This window comes from Sphingomonas sp. 10B4, assembly GCF_035019905.1.
GTDB classification, from domain to species: Bacteria; Pseudomonadota; Alphaproteobacteria; order Sphingomonadales; family Sphingomonadaceae; genus Sphingomonas; species Sphingomonas glacialis.
Genome location: NZ_JASJVC010000001.1, coordinates 154,275 through 176,651 on the forward strand (window position 1 = coordinate 154,275; position 22,377 = coordinate 176,651).

21 protein-coding genes are annotated in these 22,377 nt (G+C 65.7%); 11 read left to right on the forward strand and 10 right to left on the reverse strand.

Going from position 1 to position 22,377, the window contains the following annotated elements:
* The first annotated feature begins 66 nt into the window (after positions 1-66).
* The 6 genes from QN347_RS00610 to QN347_RS00635 all read left to right on the forward strand — a co-directional run bounded on the left by QN347_RS00610 (position 67) and on the right by QN347_RS00635 (position 7,641).
* Positions 67-2,496, forward strand: coding sequence for a TonB-dependent receptor (locus QN347_RS00610; protein ID WP_322163974.1), 2,430 nt, complete (start codon positions 67-69; stop codon positions 2,494-2,496).
* Positions 2,497-2,657: 161 nt separating this feature from the next.
* Positions 2,658-3,773 (forward strand): FAD-dependent oxidoreductase, encoded by a 1,116-nt coding sequence (locus QN347_RS00615; RefSeq protein WP_322163973.1) that lies wholly within the window; start codon positions 2,658-2,660, stop codon positions 3,771-3,773.
* A gap of 28 nt (positions 3,774-3,801) precedes the next feature.
* Positions 3,802-4,704: a VOC family protein gene (locus tag QN347_RS00620; RefSeq protein ID WP_322163972.1), complete on the forward strand. Its 903-nt coding sequence runs from the start codon at positions 3,802-3,804 to the stop codon at positions 4,702-4,704.
* 3 nt (positions 4,705-4,707) lie between these two features.
* A complete protein-coding gene (locus QN347_RS00625; RefSeq protein ID WP_322163971.1) occupies positions 4,708-5,865 on the forward strand; it encodes an alpha/beta hydrolase family protein in 1,158 nt (385 codons plus the stop codon).
* Positions 5,862-6,641 carry a cyclase family protein gene (locus QN347_RS00630; RefSeq protein ID WP_133187964.1) on the forward strand — a complete coding sequence of 260 codons (780 nt, stop codon included), beginning with the start codon at positions 5,862-5,864 and terminating at the stop codon, positions 6,639-6,641. The genes QN347_RS00625 and QN347_RS00630 overlap by 4 nt, the downstream gene beginning before the upstream one ends.
* Positions 6,642-6,675: 34 nt before the next feature.
* Complete coding sequence (locus tag QN347_RS00635; protein ID WP_322163970.1) at positions 6,676-7,641, forward strand: fumarylacetoacetate hydrolase family protein; 966 nt, start codon at positions 6,676-6,678, stop codon at positions 7,639-7,641.
* 4 nt (positions 7,642-7,645) lie between these two features.
* On the opposite strand, the gene QN347_RS00640 is transcribed toward QN347_RS00635, so the two are convergent.
* From QN347_RS00640 to QN347_RS00660, 5 genes are all read right to left on the reverse strand, one after another.
* Positions 7,646-9,925 (reverse strand): TonB-dependent receptor, encoded by a 2,280-nt coding sequence (locus QN347_RS00640; RefSeq protein WP_323493944.1) that lies wholly within the window; start codon positions 9,923-9,925, stop codon positions 7,646-7,648.
* 273 nt (positions 9,926-10,198) lie between these two features.
* Positions 10,199-11,095, reverse strand: a complete 897-nt coding sequence (locus QN347_RS00645; protein WP_322163968.1) for a class III extradiol dioxygenase subunit beta — start codon at positions 11,093-11,095, stop codon at positions 10,199-10,201.
* 1 nt (position 11,096) lies between these two features.
* Entirely contained in the window at positions 11,097-11,549 is a 453-nt protein-coding gene (gene ligA, locus QN347_RS00650) for a protocatechuate 4,5-dioxygenase subunit alpha (RefSeq protein ID WP_322163967.1), read from the reverse strand.
* A 27-nt stretch (positions 11,550-11,576) separates the two neighbouring features.
* Positions 11,577-12,425: a formyltetrahydrofolate deformylase gene (purU, locus tag QN347_RS00655; RefSeq protein WP_322163966.1), complete on the reverse strand. Its 849-nt coding sequence runs from the start codon at positions 12,423-12,425 to the stop codon at positions 11,577-11,579.
* Positions 12,418-13,296: a methylenetetrahydrofolate reductase gene (locus QN347_RS00660; protein WP_322163965.1), complete on the reverse strand. Its 879-nt coding sequence runs from the start codon at positions 13,294-13,296 to the stop codon at positions 12,418-12,420. Before QN347_RS00660 ends, purU begins: the two co-directional genes overlap by 8 nt.
* 88 nt (positions 13,297-13,384) lie before the next feature.
* Here QN347_RS00660 and QN347_RS00665 point away from each other — a divergent pair, with 88 nt between their 5' ends.
* The gene (locus tag QN347_RS00665; RefSeq protein WP_323493945.1) at positions 13,385-14,116 is read left to right on the forward strand and encodes an alpha/beta hydrolase; all 732 of its coding nucleotides are present in this window, start codon (positions 13,385-13,387) and stop codon (positions 14,114-14,116) included.
* Between the two features lie 36 nt (positions 14,117-14,152).
* Positions 14,153-15,550 carry a syringate O-demethylase gene (desA, locus tag QN347_RS00670; RefSeq protein ID WP_322163963.1) on the forward strand — a complete coding sequence of 466 codons (1,398 nt, stop codon included), beginning with the start codon at positions 14,153-14,155 and terminating at the stop codon, positions 15,548-15,550.
* 48 nt (positions 15,551-15,598) lie between these two features.
* Here desA and QN347_RS00675 read toward each other — a convergent pair whose 3' ends face one another.
* Both QN347_RS00675 and QN347_RS00680 read right to left on the reverse strand, forming a co-directional pair.
* Positions 15,599-16,342, reverse strand: a complete 744-nt coding sequence (locus QN347_RS00675) for an IclR family transcriptional regulator (RefSeq protein WP_322163962.1) — start codon at positions 16,340-16,342, stop codon at positions 15,599-15,601.
* A 36-nt stretch (positions 16,343-16,378) separates the two neighbouring features.
* Positions 16,379-17,506 (reverse strand): cobalamin-independent methionine synthase II family protein, encoded by a 1,128-nt coding sequence (locus QN347_RS00680; protein ID WP_322163961.1) that lies wholly within the window; start codon positions 17,504-17,506, stop codon positions 16,379-16,381.
* A 113-nt stretch (positions 17,507-17,619) separates the two neighbouring features.
* Between QN347_RS00680 and QN347_RS00685 the strand changes: the two genes are divergently transcribed.
* The 3 genes from QN347_RS00685 to QN347_RS00695 all read left to right on the forward strand — a co-directional run bounded on the left by QN347_RS00685 (position 17,620) and on the right by QN347_RS00695 (position 19,293).
* Positions 17,620-18,027: a nuclear transport factor 2 family protein gene (locus QN347_RS00685; protein WP_322163960.1), complete on the forward strand. Its 408-nt coding sequence runs from the start codon at positions 17,620-17,622 to the stop codon at positions 18,025-18,027.
* A 44-nt stretch (positions 18,028-18,071) separates the two neighbouring features.
* Positions 18,072-18,287, forward strand: coding sequence for a hypothetical protein (locus tag QN347_RS00690; protein ID WP_322163959.1), 216 nt, complete (start codon positions 18,072-18,074; stop codon positions 18,285-18,287).
* A 148-nt stretch (positions 18,288-18,435) separates the two neighbouring features.
* Positions 18,436-19,293 (forward strand): serine hydrolase, encoded by an 858-nt coding sequence (locus tag QN347_RS00695; RefSeq protein WP_189677250.1) that lies wholly within the window; start codon positions 18,436-18,438, stop codon positions 19,291-19,293.
* A gap of 84 nt (positions 19,294-19,377) precedes the next feature.
* On the opposite strand, the gene QN347_RS00700 is transcribed toward QN347_RS00695, so the two are convergent.
* From QN347_RS00700 to QN347_RS00710, 3 genes are all read right to left on the reverse strand, one after another.
* Complete coding sequence (locus tag QN347_RS00700; RefSeq protein ID WP_322163957.1) at positions 19,378-20,130, reverse strand: 3'-5' exonuclease; 753 nt, start codon at positions 20,128-20,130, stop codon at positions 19,378-19,380.
* A gap of 152 nt (positions 20,131-20,282) precedes the next feature.
* Positions 20,283-20,633, reverse strand: a complete 351-nt coding sequence (locus QN347_RS00705) for a hypothetical protein (protein ID WP_322163956.1) — start codon at positions 20,631-20,633, stop codon at positions 20,283-20,285.
* 13 nt (positions 20,634-20,646) lie between these two features.
* On the reverse strand, positions 20,647-22,140 hold the full coding sequence (locus tag QN347_RS00710; protein WP_322163955.1) for a L,D-transpeptidase family protein: 1,494 nt from the start codon (positions 22,138-22,140) through the stop codon (positions 20,647-20,649).
* Positions 22,141-22,377 lie beyond the last annotated feature (237 nt).

Sequence of the window (22,377 nt, forward strand, 5' to 3'; positions counted from 1 at the left end):
ATTTGAGCAAAATGGCCTGACCAGTTAGACCAATCTTATAAGAAAATGGTCAAGACAGGAGAGGTCATGAAACTCAAAGCAGCACTTTTGCTTGCCGCGATGCCGCTGTTCGTAGCACCGGCCTATGCGCAAAATGCCACGTCGACGCCGCCGGCAGGCTCTGCCCCCGAAGCATCGGCGACCCCTTCCACGATCGCCAGCGCCGAAGCCGAGCAGAACGCGACGGCAGCCGGCGACATCATCGTCACCGCCCAGCGGCGCAGCGAAAGCCTGCAGCGCGTTCCGGTCAGCCTGACCGCCTTGTCGGCCGAGACGCTGACGTCGCGCAACCTCAACGATCTCACCCAGATCTCGCGCGCTGCGCCGACGCTGCAGGTCGGCATCGACAACACCTTCTCGGTTCGCGGCGTCGGCACGCTCGCCTTCGCCGGCACGATCGACAGCAGCGTCGCCACCGCGATCGACGAGGTCAATCTCGGTCGACCGATCCTCAATACGCCGCTGCTCAACGATCTGACGCGGGTCGAAGTGCTCAACGGGCCGCAGGGCCTGCTGTTCGGCAAGAATGCCTCGGCTGGATTGATCAACATCGTGACCGCGCGTCCGGTGCTCGGCGTTGTCTCGAGCGCAACCGACGTCGAATTCGCCTCGCGCGCCACTCCGGGCATCCGCCGCACGGCACCTGGCATCATCGCCCGCGAGACGCTCAACATCCCGGTCAGCGCAACCTCGGCGTTGCGCTTGAACATGCTCTATTCGTACCAGGAGCCCGGCACGACCTATGTCGGCACGCCGCGGAACGGCACCCGGCATGATCTCAATGCGCGCTCCTTCTCGCTGAAGGGCAAGTATTTCTGGCAAGCGACCGACGCGTTGTCCTTCTATCTGATCGGCGATTATAACGAGAGCTACGGTATCGCGGGGATCGCCGACGTCACCTATCGTCAGGTCTCGCCGACCAGCCTCAACAATGGACCGCTCGCCGCCGACGGAATCGTCGCGGGTCCGAACAATCTGAAATTCGGTGGCGATGGCGACCAGTATCGCGATCTCGCGACGGGTGGCGCGCAGGCCAAGGCGACCTACAGCTTCGCCAGCGGCTGGGAATTGAGCAATTTGTTTGCGTGGCGGTATTATAAGCAGGACCAGAATTTCGACACCGATTACCTGTCGGCGAACGGGCTCAACCGCAACGAATCGCACGCGAAATATAATCAATATTCCAACGAACTGCGGCTCGCATTGCCGTCCTCGGGTCGGCTGAGCGGCCAGGCTGGCCTGTATTATTTCCAGTCTGACCTCAGCCTTCGCCGCAACCTGGGCGGCAACAGCTACACGCCCGACTTCGTCGCCGCCGGTTCGCCGTTCTGCGTCGGCGCGATCGTCGGCACGACCCCGCGCTGCTCCGTCAGCAACGTGTCGCAGATCGGCAGCGACGCCAATTACGTGCTGCGGACCAAGAGCTATGCGGCTTTCGGGCAATTGACCTATACGATCGCCGCCGGGTTGACCGCGTTTGCCGGCGGGCGTGTCACCCGCGACGATATCGACTTCACCACCGCGCAAAACCAGCTCAACTATTTCTCCGCACTGGGCGGTCCGCGCGGGACGTTCTCCGCGAGCTATGGCAACACCGATTTCAGCTGGAAGGCGGGCGCGCAGTACCAGGCGACCCCGACGATCATGGCCTACGGTTTTTACGGGCGCGGCTATAAGGGGCCGGGTTTCAACGATTCCTTCCCGACCGCGACATCGAACGTCATCGTGCGGGGCGAGACGTCGAACACCGGCGAGATCGGCGTCAAGACGAGCTTTCTCGACCGTCGTCTGACGGTGAACGTCTCGGCATTCTATACCAAGTTCAGCAATTTCCAGGTCCAGGCTTTCAATCCCGTGACGGTGTCGTTCCTGGTCCAGAATGCGGCGAAGGTGAAGTCGAAGGGGGTCGAAGTGGCGGTCGGGCTGCGTCCGTTCGCCGGGTTCAGCATCAACGAGAGCGCGTCGTTCCTGTCATCGAAGTTCGACAGTTTTGCCGGCGCACAATGCTATCCCACGCAGACCACGCGCGGCTGCTCCGCGACGGTCCAGACGTTCGATGCGTCGGGCCTGCGGCTCCCCGCGGCGCCGGCCTTCACCTCGAGCTTCCAGGCGATGTACGAAGTGCCGACCGAAGGGCCGGTGGCACCCTTCATCGAAGGCAATTGGTATCACCGCTCGAGCATCAACTACGTCGTGAGCCAGGCACCGGGCGCAACGTTCAACGCGGTCGATATCTTCGGAGCAAGTGTCGGTGCGAAGGTCGGCAAGGCGCTGCGCATCGCGCTGTTCTGCAAGAATTGCACGAACAAGATCACACCGACCGCAATCGGCGTGGATTCGGGCGACGCCAATGCCCGCAATGCGCGCGGACAGGCGACGCCGATGTTGTCCTACACCCAGCAATTCGGGCTCGATTCGGTTCGGACGATCGGTTTGTCTGCGCAGTTTCGGTTCTAGCGCGGGACGGGCAGGGGGCAGCGCCCTCTGCCCGATCTATCAATTATATTGATAGAATAGGATCAATATAAGTAGATTTACATATACGTTCAGCCCGATATGGTCGCGTCGAGGAGAGAGAAAATGATCGCGTCGAAGCCTAAAACGGCCCGTAGTTGCTGATGGAAAACGCCACTATTTTGATCGTCGGTGGCGGTATCGGCGGCCTCACGGCGGCGATCGCGCTGCGCAAGCGCGGCTTTGCGGTCGATCTCGTCGAGCGCGATCCGACGTGGTCGGTTTACGGCGTCGGAATCATCCAGCAGGCCAATGTGCTGCGCGCGGTCGACGCGCTCGGGATCCTGCAGGATTATATCGGCGCGGGCTTTCCGTTCGACAGCGTCGACATCTACCTCCCCAACGGCCGCCATGCCGCGACCATTCCAAGCCACAAATTGGTCGATGGCCAGCCCGCCAATCTCGGGATCGGGAGGCGCGCGCTGCACGATGTGCTCGGCAAGCGCGCGATCGAGGCTGGCACCACGATCCGACTTGGCGTTATGCCCGAGCGACTCGATGATGACGGCGCCGGTGTCACCGCCTATTTCTCCGACGGGACAAACGCACGCTACGATCTCGTAATTGGTGCCGACGGCGTCTACTCGCAGACGCGCGCCGCACTATTTCCCGATGCGCCAGCCCCGCTTTTCACCGGCCAAGGCGTGTGGCGCTACAATTTCCCACGCCCTGCCGAGGTTACCAGCTTGCACGCCTTTCAGGGGCCGCTCGGGATCGGGCTGGTCCCGCTGTCCGACGACCTGATGTACATGTTCGTGACGACGCCCGAGCCCGATAACCGGCGCTACGAGCGGACCGAACTCGCCAGTGCGATGCGCGACAAGCTTTCTGGCGCACCGCCCGAGATCGCGGCGCTGGCAGCGCAGATCACCGACGACGATGGCGTGGTCTATCGTCCGCTCGAATGGTTGCTGGTCGAGGGGCCGTGGCACAAGGGCCGGGTCGTCCTGCTCGGCGACGCGGTCCACGCGACGACGCCGCATCTCGGCCAAGGTGCCGGCATGGCGATCGAGGATTCGCTCGTGCTCGCCGAGGAACTGTCGCGCGCTGCCGATCCCGAGACGGCGTTTGCCGCATATCGCGCGCGGCGGTTCGATCGCTGTGCCTACATTGTGCGCGCGTCGATCGCGATTTGTGACGGGCAGCTGGGTCGCGGGCCGATGGTCGACCAGGCGGCGGCCACTTTCGAAATGTTTCAACTGACGGCGCAACCGATCTGAGTGTGCCGCTCTGCGTGAGGATATGACTATGAGCCGTGTTACCGAGATCCGCTATGTCGGATATGGCGTCGTCGACTTGCCGGCCGAGCGCGAATTCTACACCGAAAAATGGGGCCTCAAGACCGTCGCCGAGCAGGACGGGATGACCTATCTCGCGACGCATGGCGACGAGGAGCTGTACGTCGTGCGGCTGCGCGAAGCCGAGGACAATCGCATCGACGTGATCGCGCTGGCGACCGAGACCGATGCCGATGTCGCAGCGCTCCACCAGCGCGTCGTCGACGCCGGCTGCAAGATCATCTTCGCGCCCAAGGCGCTCGAGAGCTTCGGCGGCGGCTATGGCTTCCGCTTCTTCTCGCCCGATGGTCTGCCGTTCGAAGTCTCGGCGGGCGTCGCGCGCGGCGACAAGCGCGATATCGTCAAATGGGAAGGCATCCCGCGCAACATCAGCCACATCGTGTTGCATTCGCCCGACCATAAGGCGGCGGTGCAGTTCTTCATCGACGTGCTCGGCTTCAAGCTCAGCGACTGGCTGGGCGATTTCATGGCGTTCCTGCGCTGCAACAGCTGCCACCACCGGATCGCCTTCCTGCCGGGACCGCCGTGCCTCAACCACGTCGCCTATGAGGTCGCGTCGATCGACGACATGATGCGCGGCGTTTCGCGGCTGCGGAAGAAGGATGTCGACATCAAGTGGGGGCCAGGCCGCCACACTGCGGGCAACAACACCTTCAGCTATTTCACCACGCCCAACGGGTTCGCGGTCGAATATACCGCCGAGGTCGAGGCGGTCGATTTCGAGACGCACCAAGCGACGGTGCACGAGGCTGGACCCAATACGATGGACCAGTGGGGCACCGGCATCGGTGGCCCGCAGACGATGCCAAAGCCTGCACCCGACAAGGGTCTCTTCCAGCCAGTGGCAGTCTGAACCATGGCACTTTTCCAATATTTCCCGAACTATGTCTGGAACCTGTCGCTCGCGATCGCGCTCGAGAGCGGCGCCAAGATTGGCGAGATCGTCGACATGTGCGCGCCGTTGCTCGACGCGGCGGAGCGCGGTGAGGATGCCGGCACGCCCGCCTTCATGGCGCAGTGGGTGGCGATGGCCGAGCGGCTGAGTGGCCTCGCCGACGAGGATGAGGCGCGTGGGCGGCTCTTCTCGGCGGGCGAGAAGCTCAAGCGCGCGAGCCTCTATTTCGCGGTGGCCGAGCGGATGCAGGGGCACGGGCATCCCGGCAAGGCCGAGACCTATTCGCGCCAACTCGCCAGCTTCGAGAAGGGCACGCGCTTCGCCGGGGAATCGGCCGAGCGCGTCGAGATCGCGTACGAGGGCAAGACCTTGTCGGCGATCTGGACTCGCGCGCCGGGTGCCGCGAACGGGCCGAGCGTGATCTATTGCAACGGGCTCGACAGCACCAAGGAGCTCCTCTATTTTTCGGGGCTCCCGCAAGCGCTCGCCAAGCGCGGCATCTCGACGCTGAGCGTCGACCAGCCCGGCACCGGCGAGGCGCTGCGGTTGCAGAGCCTTCCCGCAACGCATGAGAGCGAGCGCTGGGCATCGGCCTGGGTCGACTGGCTCGAGACGCAGCCCGAGGTCGATCCCAAGCGGATCGGCATGACCGGCATTTCGCTCGGCGGTTATTACACGCCGCGTGCGGTTGCGTTCGAGCCGCGCTTTGCCGCGGGCGCGGTGTGGGGCGCCAACCACGATTGGGCCGAGGTCCAGCAGAAGCGCCTGCGTCGCGAAGGCGAGAACCCCGTGCCGCATTATTGGGGGCATGTGCACTGGGTGTTCGGCGCGAGCGACATGGACGATTTCCTCGAGAAATCGAAGGGCATGACGCTCGACGGCGTGATGGAGCGGATCAAGGTGCCGTTCCTCGTCACGCACGGCGAGAAGGACCGCCAGATCGGGCTCGAATATGCGCACAAGAGCTACGACCAGCTGACCAACGCCGCCAAGCGCGAGCTCAAGATCTTCACCGAGCGCGAAGGCGGGGTCGAGCATGTCGGCGCCGACAATATGGCGTTCGGCAAGGATTATATCGCCGACTGGTTCGCCGATACGTTGGGAGGGAAGCTCGGATGACACGCCGCTTCGTCGATCTGTCGATCACGCTCGACAATGATGTCATCACCGATCCGCCTTTCATGCGGCCGGAGATCACCTACGAGACGCATGACGAGACGACCGCGGGGATGCAGGTGTTCTTCCCGGGCCTGACGTCGGAGCAGTTGCGCGGCGGCAAGGGGTTTGCCGCTGCGGAAACGGTCAAGATGACGACGCACAACGGCACGCATCTCGACGCGCCATGGCATTTCCATCCGACGATGAACGGTGGCGAGCGCGCGATCACGATCGACGAAGTGCCGCTCGACTGGTGCTTCCGTCCGGGCGTCAAGCTCGACTTCCGCCATTTCGAGGACGGCTATGTCGCGACCGCGGCGGATGTCGAGGCCGAGCTCAAGCGCATCGGGCACGATCTGCAACCGCTCGACATCGTGCTGGTGAACACCGCCGCGGGGGCGGCGCTCGGGCAGCCCGACTATGTCAGCAAGGGTTGCGGCATGGGCTATGAAGCGACGATGTACCTCACCTCGCGTGGTGTGCGCGTGACCGGCACCGATGCCTGGTCGTGGGATGCGCCGTTCGTCCACACCGCAAAGCGCGTCGCCGAGACGGGCGATACCTCGCTGATCTGGGAAGGCCACAAGGCGGGCGCGGACATCGGCTATTGCCATCTCGAGAAACTCCACAATCTCGAGGCGTTGCCCGCGACCGGCTACACCGTGTCGTGCTTCCCGCACAAGGTGAAGGCCGGCTCGGCCGGCTGGACCCGCGCGGTCGCGATCTTCGAAGACTGACCAGGCGGCTCCTACCAACACAGGATTGTTTTCGATGAAGCTCGCCACGCTTGCCAATGGGCGGCCCGACGGTCGCCTCGTGATCGTCTCGCCCGATGGCGAGCGTTATGCCGGTGCCGAGGCGATCGCGCCGACGCTGCAGGACGCGCTCGAACGCTGGGACGCGGTCGAGCCGGCGCTGCGGGCGCTCGCCGCCGAGCTCGCCGCGGGCGGGGGTGACCCGCTGGCGGGCGAAGCGCTCGAGGCACCGTTGCCGCGCGCGTGGCAGTGGCTCGATGGGTCGGCTTTCCCGAACCACGGCGTGCTGATGCAGCGCGCGTACAACGCACCGCCGATCGAGACCGAGCTGCCGCTGATGTACCAGGGCATGTCGCACTGCTTCCTCGCGCCGACCGCCGACGTGCCGCTGCCGGATGAGGCGCATGGCATCGATTTCGAGGGCGAGTTCGGCGTCATCACCGCCGCCGTGCCGATGGGCACGAGCGCCGCGGATGCCGCCGCGCTGATCCGGCTGGTGGTGCAGATCAACGACTGGTCGCTGCGCACACTCGCTGGCCCCGAGATGAAGACCGGGTTCGGGTGGGTCCAGGCCAAGCCGGCGTGCAGCATGGCGCCCGTCGCGGTGACGCCCGACGCGCTGGGCGCGGCATGGGCGGAGGGGCGCGTGTGTCTTCCGCTCGAGGTGCAATGGAACGGGGAGCCCTTCGGTCGCGCGCGCGGCGATGCGATGGCGGTGAGCTTTCCCGAGCTGGTCGCGCACGCCGCGCGCACGCGCGCGCTCCCGGCGGGGACGATCATCGGATCGGGGACGGTCGCCAATGTCGACTATCGCGAGGTCGGGTCGTCGTGCATCGCCGAGCGTCGCGCGATCGAGATGATCGAGCAGGGCGCCCCGGTGACGGGCTTCATGCGCTTTGGCGACCGGGTGCGGATGGAAGCCCGCGGCGTCGATGGCGCGTTGGTGTTCGGCGCGATCGACCAGCGCGTGGTCAAGGGCTGAGGCCCTAGCTTATCGAACCATGATTTCCGCTCGCGGGGATATCCGCAGCGTTACCACAGCCGCGCTTCCCCGGCGCGGTGTAGGTGACCTGTGCGTCGGCGGTCCAATACGCGTTCTGATACTCGACCTGCGTGAACTCGAGGCCGGTCAGCGTGCGGCTCTGGTAATGCGCGCGGACGTTGCCGACGATCTTCCCGTCGTTCGCCAGCCTTACCGTCTGCTCGGCGCCGAGATTGATCGTCCATTCGGGCGCGTTGGGCGGGCGGCGGCCCGAGCAATCGATGACATAGGTCGCGCCCGGCGTCCCGCGCGTGGCGCAGGCCGTGCCATTGTCGCGCCCGCCATTGTTGTTGGGCGCGCTGTAGACGAACGAATCGTAGCGCGCGTCGAGATACTGCGCGTCGGCGGTCAGCTGCGTCGAGCGCGTGACGAGCAGGCGCCCTTCGACCTCGACCCCCTTGAAGGTCGCCTGGCCGACATTCTCGGTCGCGAGGATCTGGCTGCCCGACGAGTCGGCGACGACATGGCTGATCTGCTGGTCGTGGTAGCGCCAGTAGAATGCCTCGAGATTGAGCTGGAGGCGATTGTCGAAGAAGCGGTTCTTCGACCCCAGCGTCCAGGCGCCGATCCGCTCGGGGCGGAACACGCCGCGATCGACCGTCTGGAAGAAGCCGCCCGACTTGAAGCCGGTCTCGTAGCTCGCATAGACCAGGTTGCGCGGCGTGATGTCCCAGTCCGCCGCCGCGCGATAGGTGATGCGATCGAACGAGGCGCGCTTGGCCTTCAGACCCTGATAGGTGCCGGTCGCGAGCGTGGTGATCGTACCATCGATGAACGGGTTGAAATTGGGCGTCGGCACGACCGACGGGATCGCCGTCGACACCGCGATCGGCTGCGCGGTCGGGCAGCCCGCGACATAGGTCGGGAAGAAGCTGCTCGGACGCGTGCAGAGCCGCAGCGCCGCTGTGGTAAAGCCATCGAGCGACTTGTCCTCGGTGGTGTAGCGTGCGCCCGCGGTGACGCGGAACGTCGGCGCGATCGCATAGGTCAGCCGCCCGAACACCGCCATGCTCTTGGTCCGCTGGTCGGCGACGTTCGAGTTCACGCTCGCTTGCTGGTTGATATAGCTGCCGGGGACGTGGTTGCTCTCGTCATAGTAGAACAGCCCGGCGATGTAGCGCAGCGGATGCGTCTCGTCCGACGCGATCCGCGCTTCCAGGCTGGTCTGCTTGTCCTTCTCGACCTGGCGGATGTAGAAACCCGGCGAGTAGGACAGGTAATCGAGCTTGCCCTCGCGATAGGCCGGGATGACGGTGATCGTGCCGGCGGGCGTGTTGAGCTCGATCGTCGACGACACGCCCCAATAGCTGTTGTTGAGGAATTGCGGCGTCGTCTGCGCGACCATCGTACGGCCGAGCACTTGGTCGACCTGACCGTTGACGAACGCTTGGCCGGCGGGCGAGAAGAAGCCGTCGCGATTGTCGGGATTGAGCCCGAGCGGCGTCGCGCCGGTGCCGCGGCCGCGTTGGCGGAAATAATCGGCGGTGAGGTTGATCGACAGCGTGTTGGTCGGACGCAGCCGGAGGGAAACGCGGCCACCGGCATCCTTCTGATTGTCGGTGCCGTCGTTCATATAGGCGTCGTGGCGGACATAGATGCCCGCGGCGCGCAGCGCGACATTCTCGCCGAGCGGAACGTTGACCGCGGCATCGAGCCGCAGCGCGTTGTAATTGCCGTACTCGACATTGCCCTCGGCGCTGGCCTTGTCGAAATCGGGGCGCTTGGGGATGACGTTGATCGCGCCGCCGGTGGCGTTGCGGCCGTACAGCGTACCCTGTGGGCCCTTGACCACTTCGACGCGCTCGAGGTCGTAGAAGAAGCCCGTGGTCGAGCTCGGGCGGCCGACATAGACGCCGTTGAAATTGAACGCGACCGCCGAGTCAGACAGCGCGTTGCCGTTGAAATTGCCGACGCCGCGCAGATAGAACAGCGCGTACGGGCCCGCCGCGGGCGCGACCTGGAGCGACGGGACGACCGAGGTCAGCTCGGTCGGGCGCGTGATGCCGGCGCTGGCGAGCGTGTCGCCCGACACGGCGCTGATCGCGACCGCGGCGCGCTGCAGATTTTCCGAGCGGCGCTGCGCGGTGACGATGATGTCCTGCAACCCGGCTTCGGCGGGCGCGCTCGCTTGCGTCTCGGCGGGGGGCGGGGACGACACCTGGGCCTGTGCTGCCGTCGCGCTGCCCAGCAGGGCGCACCGCAAGATCCATCGCGCTGTTCTCATGCTTTCTCTCCTTTTGGGCCGTTCTTCCGACAACCGTCTTCAAAGGATATGCGACTTTGTGCGATTTGAATAACTGCTTATAATAATCGCGATCGATCAGGACTGGTAATTATCTGAGTCTGCCGTACGTACAAATCCTGTGTATTCGCAGGCCCTTATCGAAAACGCGCGGCGCGACGCGGGCGGCGCAGCCTATCGCGCTTTGCGTGTCACGCAGACGTGGTCGCGGCAGGCGTTTCCGGCAGCGAACGCGCCGTCCGACCAATACTCCCGCTAGGCGGCTGCGGTCGCCAGGTCCGCTCCGTCGTCCGTCATGTCGAGCCCTTCGCCATTGTCGGGGCGCAGAACGAGGTGGCCGATCGCGGTATTGCTGCACGGCACATGATAGTGGCGGTGCAACGCGCGCGTGCGCTTGCCGAGCGCACCGCGCATCACCAACCACATCACCATTTCGATCCCCTCGGACCCCGTCTCGCGCAGATATTCGAGGTGCGGGATCCGCCGCAGATCGTCGCCTTCGCCCGTCAGCCCGTCGAGGAAGCGATTGTCCCATTCGCGGTTGATCAGGCCGGCGCGCGGGCCCTGCAGCTGGTGGCTCATCCCCCCGGTGCCCCAGATCTGGACGTTGAGATCCTCGCCATAACTTTCGACCGCACGGCGGATCGCCTCGCCCAGCGCCCAGCAGCGGTTGCCCGAGGGGGGCGGGTAGGTGACGACATTGACCGCGAGCGGGATGACCTTGGTCGGCCATGCCGCGGGCTTGCCGTACATCATCGTCAGCGGGACGGTGAGGCCGTGATCGACATCCATCTCGTTGATGATCGTCATGTCGAACTCGTCGAGCACCAGACTTTGCGCGATGTGCCAGGCGAGATCGGGATGCCCCTCGACATCGGGCACCGGGCGCGCGCCCCAGCCTTCGTCGGCCGAGGCATAGCGTTCGCCGCACCCGATCGCGAAGGTCGGGATGATCTTCATGTCGAACGCCGAGGCGTGGTCGTTATAGACCAGGATCACGACGTCGGGCTTCTCGGCCTGCTGCCATTCTCGCGTCCAGTCATAGCCAGCGAAGATCGGGCCGAAATAGGCGTCGCGATCCTTGCCTTGGTCGGATGCGACGCCGAGCAGCGGCACGTGGCTGGTGGCAATGCCTGCGGTGATGCGCGCCATGTCAGTTCGTCTCCGTCGGGGCGGTCTGGTCGCCCGAATTTGCCTTGATGCTGCGATTGCCGACCGGCGAGCGCCCGCCCGCGAGCATCATCTTGGTATAGTCCTCGAAATTGAGGTCGGTCATCGACGACACCGCCTGGGCAAAGCCGATGCCGTCGGTCGCGAACACCTTGGCAAGGAAATAGACGTTGCCGCCAAGATCGAGCAGCCGGTTGTAGTCGCGTTTGAGCAGCGCGTCCTTCTGCTCGGGCGTGATGTTCCATGCGTCGAGATAGGCGCTCTCGTCGGCGCGGAAGCGTGCGCGGTTCTCGTCCTTCATAAGGCTCATCGCGCACTGGTTGAGGTTATAGCCCTGACGCGCGCGTCGTGCGGTGAAGACGCGCGTGCCCGGAATATCCTCGAACTCGGCGAGATAGGCGTGGATGTCGCTGCTGGGCGGTACGGGTGCGGTCATCGTCATCGCTCCTTGAATGTCATGCGGTCACCGAAAGACGACGGTGCGCGCGCCGTTGAGCAGCACGCGGTCCTGCAGATGATAGCCCACCGCCTGCGCGAGCACGCGGCGTTCGATATCGCGTCCCTTGCGGACGAGATCGTCGGGCAGCTCGGCGTGCGTGATGAACTCGGCGTCCTGCGCGATGATCGGGCCCTCGTCGAGATCGGCGGTGACGTAATGCGCGGTCGCACCGATCATCTTGACGCCGCGCTCGTGCGCCTGGTGATACGGTTTGGCGCCCTTGAAGCCGGGCAGGAAGCTGTGGTGGATGTTGATGCAGCGCCCCGACAGGAACCCCGCCAGATCGTCCGACAGGATCTGCATGTAGCGCGCCAGCACGATCAAGTCGGCGCCGGTGTCGGTGACGATCTGCTTGATCTGCGCTTCCTGCGCCGCCTTGGTCTGCTGCGTGACGGGCAGATGATGGAACGGGATGTCGCCGATCATGCTGACATGCAGTGCGCGCTGCGGATGGTTCGAGACGATCCCGACCACGTCCATCGCCAGCTCGCCGATGCGGTAGCGGTAGAGCAGATCGCCGAGGCAATGGTCGAACTTCGACACCAGCAGCAACACGCGCTGGCGCTCCTGCGTGCTGCGCAGCGTCCATTCGGCGTCGATCGCTGCGGCGAGCGGCGCGAACGCGCGGCGCAGCGTGTCCACATCGCGCTCGATCTCGAAAACGACGCGCATGAAGAAGCGGCCGTTGAGCCGGTCGTCGAATTGCTGTGCGTCGGTGATGTTGCCGCCTGCACTGGCAAGAAACCCGGCGACCTGCGCGACCAGACCGGGGCGGTCGGGGCAGGAGAGGCGAAGCGTCAGCGTCTCAATCATGGGCGCTCCCTTCATAAGCCTTGATCCAATCGACCGCGCGGACGAGCCCGCCGAACGGATAGAAATGCAGCCGCACAGGGCCGTGCGCCGGCGTCAGCCGTTCCGCGAGCCGATCGATTAGCGCGTCGGGGCCAGTCGAGCCCAGCAACTTGGTCAGCGAGATCCCGTATTTGCCAAGCGCCGAAACCGAGGCGCCAACGCCGCAATGCGCGGCAAAACGCAGCAGCGTCTTGATCCCGGCAGGGCCCGGCACACCGATCCGCACCGGCGAATCGATCCCGTTCGCGCGCAGGTCTTCGAGCCAGGTGATGAACGGGTCGGGATCGAACCCGAATTGCGTGACGATCAGCGTCGCCATGCCACGCGCAGCGATCTCGTCGCGCTTGGCCTTGAGCACCGTAAGGCACGTCGCCGAATCCATCGCCGGATGCCCTTCGGGATGCCCGGCAATGCCGATCGCGGTGATGCCGTTGCGCTCGAACAACCCGGTCTGGAGCAGCGCCATCGTATCGGCGAACGGGCCGACCGGGGTTGGCGGATCCCCGGCGACGAGAAACATGCGGCGGACGCCCGCTTCGGCGACGGTCCGTTCGACGGTCGCGGAGAGTTCGTCGAGCGACGCGATGCGACGCGCCGACAGATGCGGCATCGGTTCAAATCCGAGCGTGCGCACTTCGACGGCAGCCGCGATCCGCGCGTCGATCGTCTCGCCGGGGAGGAAGGTGATTGCGACGGGCGTATCGGGCGCGATGCGGTCCGCCGCCTCGCGCAGCGCGGGGCGATCCTTGGCGGTCATCTCGAGCGAATAGCCGTCGGTCATTCCGGTCGGCGCCCGCGTCCAGGCGGGATGGATGGCGGGAATGGTCGTCATTCGTCCTCTCCGGTCGGGCGCGATTGTGCCTCGCACTGTGGCAAATTGGCCTAGCCGAATGGCGTTGGTTCGGATAGATGAAATCTTCATGAACGCGAACTCATCCTTACCGTTGCCCAGCGAGCCGTTGCTGCTCCTGCCGGGTCTGATGTGCGATGCGCGCGTGTTTGCGGCGCAGCGCGCAGCCTTCGCGGACGCCGTGGCAGCGCCGGACTATGGCGATCTCGCGACGCTCGGCGCGATGGCGGAGCGGGTGCTCACCGCGGCGCCCGCGCGCTTTGCGGTGCTCGGCCACTCGATGGGCGCGCGGATCGCGCTCGAAGTGGTGCGGCGTGCGCCAGGTCGCGTGACACGCCTCGCGCTGGTCAGCACCGGCGTCCATCTGCCGCTGCCGAGCGAACCCGAAAAGCGCCACGCGCTGCGCGATGTCGGGCGCCTGCACGGCATGGCCGCGTTGGTCGACGCCTGGCTGCCGCCGATGGTGGCACCGTCGCGCAAGAGCGATACCGCGTTGCTGCTGCCGCTCCGCGCGATGTGCATCGAGGCCGGGCTGGCGCAGTTCGAAGCGCAGATCGCGGCCTTGCTCGCGCGGCCCGAGGTCGAGACGCTGCTGCCGCAGCTCGCCTGCCCGGTCCTCGTCGCGTGCGGCAGCGAAGACCGCTGGAGCCCGCCCGCGCAGCACGCGGCGATGGCGGCGGTGATTCCGCACGCCCGCGTCGTCGTGGTCGATGGCGCCGGACACATGCTGCCGGCCGAAGCGCCCGACGCGCTCAATTCTGCAATCGCCGACTGGCTCAGCGCGACGCCAAAACCGCTCTGACGCCCGTCGAAACCGCTACAGCACAAGGAGAGCCCGATGACTGAAACGACCCTGCAACAGATGCTCGATACGAGCGGCGACATCGTCACGCTGCTGCGCAACCAGCAGACCGGACCCAATGCCTATCCCGGCGTCCCCGCCGAATATTCCAACTGGCGCGCCGAGCAGCAGGCCTGGTCGAAGACCTGCGTGCTGTTCAACCAGTCGTTCCACATGGTCGATCTCTCGGTCGAAGGCCCCGACGCGCTGGCGATGCTCAACCATCTCGGTGTCAACAGCTTCAAGGGCTTCGTGCCCGATCGCGCCAAGCAGTTCGTTCCCGTCACGCCCGAGGGTTATGTCATCGGCGACGTGATCCTGTTCTATCTCGATGAGAATGCGTTCAATCTGGTCGGCCGCGCGCCGGTGATCGAATGGGTCGAATTCCATGCTGCGACGGGCGATTGGGACGTCACCGTCTCGCGCGACGAGCGTACCGCGGCGCGGCCCGACCCCGAAACGCGCCGGAGCTACCGCTTCCAGCTCCAGGGCCCGAACGCGATGCAGACGCTCGAAAAGGCAATGGGCCAGACCCCGCCCGAGCTCAAATTCTTCCACATGGCGCGGCTGTCGATCGCGGGCGCCGAAGTCCGCGCGCTGCGGCACGGCATGGCCGGGCAACCGGGCTACGAACTGTTCGGTCCGTGGGCCGATTACGACACCGTCCGCAACGCGCTGATCGAAGCGGGCAAGGACTTCGGGCTCGCGCTCGTCGGTGGCCGGACCTACGCGTCGAACACGATCGAGTCGGGCTGGATCCCGTCGCCGCTGCCCGCGACCTATTCCGGCGCCGGCACGCAGGCGTTTCGCGAATGGCTCACCACCAAATCCTATGAAGCCAAGGCGTCTATCGGTGGCAGCTATGTCCCCGACAGCGTCGAGGGCTATTATCTGACGCCGTGGGATCTGGGATACGGCCCGTTCGTCAAGTTCGACCATGACTTTATCGGACGCGAGGCGCTCGAGGCGATGGCCGGGCAGCCGCATCGCAAGAAGGTGACGCTCGCGCTCGACACCGAAGACGTGATGCGCGTGATCAGCTCGCAATTCGCCAAGGACAATCGCGCGAAGTACATCGATTTCCCGTCGGCGGTGTATGCGATGCATCCGTACGATCAGGTGCTCAAGGACGGCAAGCTCGTCGGGCTGTCGACCTGGATCGGCTATAGCGCGAACGAGGGCCGAATGCTGACGCTCGCGATGGTCGATGCCGACATGGCCGAGCCCGGCACCGAAGTGACGCTGCTATGGGGCGAGCCCGATGGCGGCACGCGCAAGCCGACGGTCGAGCGCCATGTGCAGACCGAAATCAAGGCGATCGTCAGCCCGGCGCCATATTCTGAAGTCGCGCGCGACAGCTATGCCGAGAGCTGGCGCAACCGCCAGCCGGCCTGAGCCTTGCGGGGGGGGCCGGGATCCGGCTCTCCCCAAAGAGCCGTGTCGTCAGGCGGCTTCAAGCAACGCGACGGTGCGCTTTAGCAAGTCGCTGACCCGCGCCTCGACCACCGCGTCGAAGCGCACGTTGGGGATGGCGACGCTGAACGCGCCGAGCAGATCGTCCCCGACGATCAGCGCGCGTCCCAGGCCCTGGATCCCTGGCGTATGCTCCTCGCGCGTCCGCGCGTTGCCCGTGCGGCGGATTTCGGCGATCTCGGCGCGCAGGCGATCGGGCGCGGTGATCGTCGCAGGCGTGAAGGCAGCGCGGTCGACCTCGCCGAGATAGACCTCGAACTCGTCCTCCGGCAGCGCGGCGAGGATCGCCTTGCCCGCCGCAAAGCTGTGCAACGGGGTGCGCGCGCCGGTCGCCACCGCGTAGCGCAGCGCATGGTCGCTGGTCTCGGTCGCCAGCGCCTCGACCTCCCAGCCCTTGCGCACGAAGAACGAAACCGTCTCGTTGAGCTGGACGCGCAGCGCGCGCACCAGCGGGGCGACGCGGTCGGCGAGCGCGAAGCCGTTCGCGCGGGTCTGCAACCGCGCCAGACCGGGGCCCGGCGTATAGCGCCGGCCCTCGCGCGCGAGGTACCCGCGATCCGCCAGCGTGGTGAGCAGATAGGACAGGCTGCTAACGGGGATCACCAGCGCCGCGGCGATTTCCTGCGCGACCACCGGGCGATCGCGCGCGACGACATATTCGATGATGTCGAGCGTGCGGAGCGCCGATTTGACGGGGGTCGCGATCTCTACCATCGCCGCGCTATAGCCCGTCCGTCGCGGCCTGCCACCTCACAACCGCGCGGCCGCCAGATCCGCGCCGGCGCGCAGGTTGCGCAGCTTTGCCCAGGTGACTGCGGGATCGATTTTGCCGTACCCGGCAAACGTCCCGAACCCGCAATCGGTGCTCGCGACGACGCGGTCCGCGCCGACGATCGCCGCGAAGCGCTCGATCCGCTGGGCGATCAGCTCGGGCGTCTCGAGATAGTTCGAGCAAGTGTCGATCAACCCGGGTGCCAGGATCTTGTGATCGGGCAGCGCGGCATCGCGCCAGACGATCCACTCATGCTCGTGGCGCGGATTGGCCGCCTCGAACAGGATCGTCGCCGGGCGCGCCTTGAGCACGATATCGATGATCCGCTCGAGCGGGATGTCGTGATCGTGCGGGCCTTCGTAATTGCCCCAGCAGACGTGCATCCGCATCTTCTCGGGCGCGATATCGGCGGTCGCGGCGTTGAGCGCTTCGACATTGGCCTCGATCGTCGCGAGGAACTGCGCTTCGTCCATTTCCTGATAGCCGGTGTGACGAGACATTGCGAGATCGGGGCAATCGAGCTGGAGCTCGAACCCGGCATCGACGATCGCCGCATATTCGGGCTGCATCGCGGTCACCAGATCGGCGAGATAGGCCTCGTGGCTCGGATAGAAGGCGTTCTTCTGGAACGCGGTGATCAGCCCGGGCGACGCCGCATTCATGAAGGCGCGCGTGCCCTCGCCGTGGCGATCGAGCGCGGTGCGGAAGCGGCGGATGTCGTCCTCGACCGGCTGCAGGTTCACCAATTTGACTTCGCCGATGCACGATGCGCGCGTGAAGTCCTGCGAGCCCATGATGTGCGCGAGTTTGCTGCGAAGCTCGGGCAGCGGCGCGAGGTCGAGCGCCGACATGCGTTCGCTATGCCCGCCGAAACCCGACAGCCGCTCGATCATATAGGTCGAATAGCCGACCTTGCCGAGCTCGCCGTCGCTGACGATCGTCACACCCGCCGCGACTTGTGCCGCAACCGCCGCATCGACTGCGGTCTGCACGACTTGATCGAACGCATCGGCGTCATACGGCTCGCCACGATCGCGGGCGAGGAGGAGGGGGGTGAGTTCGGGGCCACGCGGCAAGCTGCCGACATGGGTGGTGGCGATCGCCATAAAGCTTCCTCTCATGCGTTCGGGCGACCATGATTGCGTTTCGCATTGATGTACAGATCGTATATGCGAAATAACGAAATGGGCGCGGATGCCGGGATTGGAGAGATGCTGTCATGACCATGGTTTCGGCAACCGAGCGCCGTGAGATCGAGGCGGATTGCGCGCGATTGATCAACCTGTACGCGGCGCTCAACGATGCAGCACGATGGGCCGACGTCGCCGCGCTCTACGCCGAGGATGGCAGCATGACTCGCCCGACCGCGCCCGATGCGCCGGTCATCGGGCGTGCCGCGATCCTTGCCGCGTTCGAGGCGCGTCCGGCGCGCGTCACGCGCCATCTGACGGGGACGATCGTGGTCGCGGTGATCGATCGCGACACCGCCATCGCGACGAGCGCGATGCTTCTGTTTACCGCGCCCGATGCGCCGCCGCTGGTCGGCGGTTTCACCGATCGTTTCGTCCGGGTGGCGGGCGAGGGGTGGCGTTTCGCCGAACGGCGCGGATCGCTGACCTTCGCCTGAAGCGATGTCCGGGCGCTGGGCCGATCTGGAGGCGCCCCCAGGCGGTGGAGAAGCGGTACTGGCCGCTGCCGATCGCGATCACCGCCTCGGACGCATTGCTCGACACGATCATTATACCGGCACGATCGGTCACCGTGCGCCGCCTCTCGAACTCGCGCACGCCCAGTGCGAGTGGCACAGGAAGCTCGCCACGCATGACGGGCGGGCGCGTGACGTCGAGCGGGACCACGCTGTCGCTCTTTCGTTCCACAGCGCGCTGAGCATCGCGGCGTCGGTGACGCCAAGCCTCGCGCCGCGTAACGCGCACGCAGTGGTTGGCCGCTCGTCGCCGACATGCAATAGGATGGGATAGAGTTTTCCCAGTTCAGCATGAGCCCGCCTTTCAAGGCCAAGGTTCAAGGACGATCGATGCGCGTATTTCCGCTTTCCCACCTGCTGTGTTCCGGGCTCGCCGCAAGCCTTCTCGTTCCGGCCCCTGCAGCCGCCAGCTCGCCTGAGCTTATCGGGCTCGAGCGCCAGTTGAGCATGCTGGTCGCGGCAAAGCCGGGGGAATATGGCATTGCGGCACTCGACCTTCGCGATGGCTCTATCGTTGCCATCAACGGTGACACGCCGTTTCCGATGGCGAGCACGGTCAAGCTCGCCATCGCAGCCACCTATCTCGCCGAGATCGATCAGGGCCGACGCAGCCTCAGCGACATGGTCGTCGGCCGGCCCGCCGCGAAAGTCCTGGAACTGATGATCGTGCGCAGTAACAATCAAGCGGCGGACCAGCTGCTGGCCGCGGTCGGTGGTCCGGCTGCCGTCCAGCAGTGGCTCTCGTCGCAGAACATCATCGGGATCCGGGTCGACCGGACGATCGACCAGCTGCTTCGAGAACGCGGTCACCTGGCCGACATCAAGGATGTCGCCACGCCGGTTGCCATGGTCGCGCTGTTGCATAAGCTCGACAGTGGCGCGGTGTTGACGGCGCAAAGCCGCGCGTTCCTGTTCGAGTTGATGCGACGCTGCGAGACGGGCACGCGCCGCATCCGCGCGATGCTGCCCGCTGGTACTCCGGTCGAGGACAAGACGGGTACGCTCGACGGCGTCACGAATGACGTGGGGTTCATTACCATGCCCGATGGCCACCGCGTGGCCGTCGCCGTGTTCGCTCGCGGGGGACGCGATCGCCAGCCTGTCATCGCTGCTGTCGCCCGCGTCATCTATGATCGCTTCGCGGATAGCGCACGCACCGCGCTGTCGTACTTCCTGCGGATGCGGTGAACCGCGCCCCTCGATTCGGCTCTTCTTCCCCCCGCCGCCCAGCCTATCAGTGCTGGGAGCATTGAACCTCAACGCGTAGCAGCGTCAGAATAGCTTGCCTTGCACAGGGCGGTCGAGCACGGGCGGGCTGTATATTCCCCGGCGACGCACTTCGGTCTGCGCGGTGAACCGGACGTCCTCGTCTCGATCCCGCGCGAACTGGTCGAGCGCATCGGCTGAGAGGTCGCTCCAGGCACGCCCACGCTCGGGCCCGGCGACGACCCGCGGCAGAAGCCCGGGCTCGGCGCTCCAGGCAAGCAACTGTTCGATCGAGGCCGCATTCAGCATGTCGCGAAGGTGATGCGCGCTCACATAGGCGTCGGGCAACGCGCGGTGGACCGGCAAGCCAATCTCGCGGACCAGCCCGTGCGGCATCCGCCAGTATCGCAGGACTTGATTGGAGAAGCTCGGCGATCCAGGCCATAGCCGCAGCGCACACTTCCAGGTGCAGATCCACCGCGCGCCGCCCGACACGTGCGGGGTGCAAAATCGCTGTTCGAAGCTCGCACGATGCGCGGCCAGCGCGACGACGCCGCCTTCGGGCTTCAGAATGGCGGGCGCGACGTCCTGCCAATACCCCGCAGCGGCGACATCCGCGTCGACGATGTGGTGCACCGCCATCGTCACCGGAGGGATCGGCCGCCCGGGATTGACGAAGCTAGCGCCGCGTTCGTCTGTCACGGACCATTGCCCGTCAGCGCCAAGCGCGACGTCTTGCCAGCCAATTTCGCACACGCCGTGCGCCGGGGGACGCGAGCCAGTGGTTTCCAGATCGATGACGCGCACGCGAAGAGACATGATTGGAATATAGGGGCATCACCGCGTCATCCAATCGCCGTGGCATCCACGTCTGAGCATCGCGTTGAGTTGGCCGATGATCTGATGCGCGGCTCGCCATGCTAAAGCCGGAAACTGTCCGCAACCGGCTCCCCGCTACATAGCCCTCTGCTCTAGTCGTTCGGGATCTGCTCGGCCGGAGCAGCCTGGTTCGTCTGATCGCTGCGCGTCGTGCGTGCCGTCATACCCGTGGCCGATGCGTCGTCCATCAGCTGTTCGTCCGGCGCCGCCGCTACGGGCGCCCTTTCCGGCAGCGCGGCCGTCAGGTTGGTAACGGCGGTCGGGGTAGGTTCGGGCTCGGGCGCGCGCGTCTCGGGTGCCGTCGGTGTCGCTTCGTCGGCCGGTTCTGCGGGCGTCTCGGTGGACTGTTCGTCGCGCGTCGGCGCCTCGGTCGATTGCGAACACGCGCCGAGACCGGCGATCAACAGGATTGCCGCCAAGGCGAGGGGGAATTTGTGGGTCATTGGTGTCATCTCCTCAGCGCGCCGCAATCGCCTGGCGCGCGGACCGTTCCGCAATCTTGGTCGCCAGCGTTCCGTCCCAGCCATAGGGGTCGTTCCGGAAACCGACCTGCCCGTCCGCGTTCGCAAACGCCGTCCAGTACAGCAGATACACCGCAACGGGTGCCGCCAGTTTGGCGCGCACCGTCTTGCCCGCGGTGACCGTCGCATCGATCGTGTCCGCCGGCCATTCGGGCGTGCCCTCGAGCAGCCGCTTGGCAAGGTCGCCGGGCTTTTCGAGACGGACGCACCCATGGCTGGCCAAGCGGTCGAAGCGCGCGAACCCCGCCTGGGCGGGCGTGTCGTGCAGATAGACGGCAAACGGGTTGGCAAAATCGAACTTGTACTTCCCCAGCGCGCTATGGTCCGAGGATTGCTGGAGCCGCTTGCCGCCATCGCCGGTGTCGATCACTCGGAAGCCGTGCTGCGCGAGATAGCCGGGGTGGGCCTTCTCCTTGGGCCACAGTTCGCGCCCCGCGATCGTCGACGGCACGTTCCACGGCGGGTTGAGCACGATGCTGTGGATCTGCGAGGTCAGCATCGGCGTCTCGGCCCCGGGGCGCCCGGTCACTGCCTTCATCGACATGACCGGGGCGTCGCCGTCGAACAGCGTCAGCACGGCCGCGGCAATATTCACCTGGACGCGGTTCTTGGCGAGTTCTGCTGGCAACCAGCGCCAGCGCTCCATGTTCGCCTTGATCTGGCGAAGCCGCGCATCGACGGGCACGTTGAGCGCGGTGAGCGTCTGTGCGGCGACGATACCCGTCGGATTGAGCCCGTAGCGCCGTTGCGCGCGACGGACCGCGTCGAGCAGCGCGGCGTCGAAGCGGTCCTCCGACGACGTCACTTGCGGATCTTCGAGCGCCAGCCGCTTACGCAGCGCGGCGACGCGCGGGCCGGTGTTGCCGAGCGTCAGATCGGCGCCTGCACTCAGCGGCTCCCAGCCACCCGCGGCCGCGATCGTCCGGTACCGCGCAAGCGCAGCGACCAGTGCATCGTAGCCCGCATAGGGCGGCGGCAGCGAAGCGATCCATGCGGCCAGACGATCGTGCTCGACCGCATTCTTGAAGGCCGGTAGCGGGTCATAGACTGCAGGCCGCATCGCCCAATTCTGATCGAAATCGGCTTCCGCAAGGCGGCCGGCATGAACGGCATGGGCATGATCCAGCGCGTCGCGGACAAGACGGTCGTTGTCGACCGGGTCGATCGATTGTGAATCGGCGAGACCCTGCGCAACGATGTCTTTCTGAAGCAGAGCCGCAAGCGCGGCCGCTTGAGCCGGACTGAGTTGCGGCAGCGGCGTGGAGGGCGCTGGCTGCACGACCGGCGACGACATCGGCACATCGGTGCCCGGGCGCGCATCCTGTGCCATGGCGGGCGCTGCAACGAGTAACGCCGACAGAGCGAGATAGCGCGTCGTGCTCGACTTACGGCGGTTCAGAGTACGGGTTTGGCGATGCGTCTGTGTCATGCGCGCTGTCCTACACGGCGTTGTCGGCGACTGCATCGGTTATCTGGCATCTTCGCGTTCTCGAGGCCCGATACGTCGCTTGCAATGCAACAGTCTGATGCGTCGGATCCCCCACGGGGCACATTCGCTACGCCCGTACGGCGGTGGGATGACGTTCGGTCTGTAAATAGGCGTCGAACCGGGACCCCCGATCGGCGTCCAAAAGGGACCCCCTTATGGCGCTGCGGGCGTCGATGC

Coding starts and splice junctions, on each gene's coding strand:
- QN347_RS00610 (WP_322163974.1), top strand. CDS start 67: ATGAAACTCAAAGCAGCACTTTTGCTTGCCGCGATGCCGCTGTTCGTA.
- QN347_RS00615 (WP_322163973.1), top strand. CDS start 2,658: ATGGAAAACGCCACTATTTTGATCGTCGGTGGCGGTATCGGCGGCCTC.
- QN347_RS00620 (WP_322163972.1), top strand. CDS start 3,802: ATGAGCCGTGTTACCGAGATCCGCTATGTCGGATATGGCGTCGTCGAC.
- QN347_RS00625 (WP_322163971.1), top strand. CDS start 4,708: ATGGCACTTTTCCAATATTTCCCGAACTATGTCTGGAACCTGTCGCTC.
- QN347_RS00630 (WP_133187964.1), top strand. CDS start 5,862: ATGACACGCCGCTTCGTCGATCTGTCGATCACGCTCGACAATGATGTC.
- QN347_RS00635 (WP_322163970.1), top strand. CDS start 6,676: ATGAAGCTCGCCACGCTTGCCAATGGGCGGCCCGACGGTCGCCTCGTG.
- QN347_RS00640 (WP_323493944.1), bottom strand. CDS start 9,925: ATGAGAACAGCGCGATGGATCTTGCGGTGCGCCCTGCTGGGCAGCGCG.
- QN347_RS00645 (WP_322163968.1), bottom strand. CDS start 11,095: ATGGCGCGCATCACCGCAGGCATTGCCACCAGCCACGTGCCGCTGCTC.
- ligA (WP_322163967.1), bottom strand. CDS start 11,549: ATGACCGCACCCGTACCGCCCAGCAGCGACATCCACGCCTATCTCGCC.
- purU (WP_322163966.1), bottom strand. CDS start 12,425: ATGATTGAGACGCTGACGCTTCGCCTCTCCTGCCCCGACCGCCCCGGT.
- QN347_RS00660 (WP_322163965.1), bottom strand. CDS start 13,296: ATGACGACCATTCCCGCCATCCATCCCGCCTGGACGCGGGCGCCGACC.
- QN347_RS00665 (WP_323493945.1), top strand. CDS start 13,385: ATGAACGCGAACTCATCCTTACCGTTGCCCAGCGAGCCGTTGCTGCTC.
- desA (WP_322163963.1), top strand. CDS start 14,153: ATGACTGAAACGACCCTGCAACAGATGCTCGATACGAGCGGCGACATC.
- QN347_RS00675 (WP_322163962.1), bottom strand. CDS start 16,342: ATGGTAGAGATCGCGACCCCCGTCAAATCGGCGCTCCGCACGCTCGAC.
- QN347_RS00680 (WP_322163961.1), bottom strand. CDS start 17,506: ATGGCGATCGCCACCACCCATGTCGGCAGCTTGCCGCGTGGCCCCGAA.
- QN347_RS00685 (WP_322163960.1), top strand. CDS start 17,620: ATGACCATGGTTTCGGCAACCGAGCGCCGTGAGATCGAGGCGGATTGC.
- QN347_RS00695 (WP_189677250.1), top strand. CDS start 18,436: ATGCGCGTATTTCCGCTTTCCCACCTGCTGTGTTCCGGGCTCGCCGCA.
- QN347_RS00700 (WP_322163957.1), bottom strand. CDS start 20,130: ATGTCTCTTCGCGTGCGCGTCATCGATCTGGAAACCACTGGCTCGCGT.
- QN347_RS00705 (WP_322163956.1), bottom strand. CDS start 20,633: ATGACCCACAAATTCCCCCTCGCCTTGGCGGCAATCCTGTTGATCGCC.
- QN347_RS00710 (WP_322163955.1), bottom strand. CDS start 22,140: ATGACACAGACGCATCGCCAAACCCGTACTCTGAACCGCCGTAAGTCG.